Annotated in this window: 1 protein-coding gene and 1 pseudogene; both read left to right on the top strand. The window is 57.1% G+C overall.

What is annotated here, in order from left to right:
• Positions 1–50: 50 nt before the first annotated feature.
• The gene (locus tag L8U60_RS10665; RefSeq protein ID WP_269966345.1) at positions 51–968 is read left to right on the top strand and encodes a hypothetical protein; all 918 of its coding nucleotides are present in this window, start codon (positions 51–53) and stop codon (positions 966–968) included.
• Positions 959–1,984: pseudogene (locus L8U60_RS10660) on the top strand (IS3 family transposase); the annotation flags it as partial. The gene L8U60_RS10665 and the pseudogene L8U60_RS10660, both read left to right, overlap by 10 nt.
• Positions 1,985–2,020 lie beyond the last annotated feature (36 nt).

Here is a 2,020-nt window from a genome sequence, read left to right as displayed (position 1 = left end):
CCCTTAGTGCCAGGGTGGTTGTGAACGACGAACCTTAGGAGGTTTTGTTCATGACCGGTCCACAGTTGCCTGAGTTGGTTCCGTTGGCGTTGACGTCGCCACCGACTGTTGAAGCCCCGGTGGTTGCCCGAAGGGTCAAGCCCCAGAGGTCACGCGAGGAGGTCGAGGAGATTTTGGCTATGCCGCCGCGTGTGCTGGCGGCGGGGGAAGTCCTCGATGAGGAGACATTGAGCTCGCTCGAGGCGGTAGCGTTCGTATTCTCCCCGTACCGTGTTACCCGTGCTGGCAGTTGTTTTCATCCCACACAGCAGCGGCAAATGATCACGATTTATAACCTGTTGCCGCACGGCACGAAGGGCCCGTGGTGTGCTCGGCAGGGAATCAAAACTCTCTCTATCAATCGCTGGGCCCGTACATTGCAGACAGCAAAGTCCACTGATGATGGTCTCGATGGCATTCAACGGGCTAAACGCACTGTTGATGATGCGTTTCGGGGAAGGTATTCACCTGAGTACATCCGTGAGATCGTCATCGAATACGGCTTGGTGCCGCATGGTCAGAAAGAAGCGTGGTTGATTGAACATGGACTTGCTGCTCACACCGTGCGACGCTGGACAGCAATGGTTGCCGATGGTGATCTACCGACGCGTACTTCACCGAGGAGGATTGGAACGTTGACGATGGATGAGTGTGTTGAAATCCAGCAGCTACGCAAGGAAATCTCCACCCTGATGCAGCAAAAGCGCAAACTCGAACTCGATGCGAAACGTCGAGAGGAAGTTATGCAGCGTGCCCTGGATAAGGCCACGGAAAGGGCAGAGCGGGCTGAACTGGCCACTGATGCGTTGGGAAAAGCTTTAGCGACCATGCCAGGGCTACCTGGCGTGGACTCAGACGTGGAGGAAAAGTCCTCACCGACGCCCAACAGCACCTCTACGAGAAAGGACGGCAAGCGGAAGAAGCGCTGATCAACCAGCTCGTTTCTGTCGGCTACTCCAAAACGAAGGCGATGGACATTATCGGTGTGTCGCGCAGCCGGCTCTTTTACGAAACCAATCCTCGCCCGCGCACCGAACATCCGATCCCTTATCACCAACGCCGGATCAGCCGGCTGGCGGATACCACTGTCAAGCGCATCGTGGAATTGTTAGACACCAATCCACATTCCGGGGTGGACCAGGTGTTTTACGCCGCGTTGAACAATGGGATTTACCTGGCAAGCCTGCGCAGCTTCTACCGGGTAGCCAAAGCCCACGGCAAACTGCTGTATCAACGCCACAACACCAAAGCCACACACGCCAAACGCCGCCATGACGCCACGCCGCCGCATGTCCGCGCCACCGCGCCCGGGCAGGTGCTGTGTTGGGACATCACCTTTTTGCCCGGAGAATACGTCGGACAAACCTTCGCATGTCACATGGTGATTGACCTTTATTCCCGCGCCGTCGTCGGATTCATCGTCGCAGAACGCGAAAGCAGTCAGCTTGCAGCGGCGATGTTCGCTGACATCTTCACTCGCTTTCCTGATGTGCACACTGTGCACTCCGACAACGGGGCCGCGATGACCAGCAAACAACTCGGCAAGCTGTTTGCCAAGTACGGTGTAGCCCGTTCGTTTAACCGGCCGCACACCAGCAACGACAACCCGCATACCGAGTCGGTGTTTCACACCATGAAGACGAGGACTTACTACCCGAAAACCTTTACCACGCTGGGGCAAGCAGACGCCTGGGTCAGCGCATGGGTGCAGGTCTATAACGCCACCCCCCACAGCGGAATCAACTACTACCCGCCACAAGCAGTCCTCCACGGCACCTGGACCAAGCTGCAACACCAACGAGAGAAGGGGATGCGAAACGCGCTGGACAAAGGCATCATCACACAACTACCGAACACCGCAGCCGGCACAGGCCTTCCAGCAGAAGTCAGCATCATCCGCACCACCACCCACACCGCCCCAACCCCACAACCCATCACGATCTAGCGCTCAACCTCGTTCACAACCACTTGACACAAAGCG

This window comes from Corynebacterium meitnerae, from assembly GCF_027570075.1.
Lineage (GTDB): Bacteria > Actinomycetota > Actinomycetes > Mycobacteriales > Mycobacteriaceae > Corynebacterium > Corynebacterium meitnerae.
The sequence above is the reverse complement of the archived record's forward strand: the minus strand, read 5'-3'. Positions and strand labels throughout refer to the sequence as shown.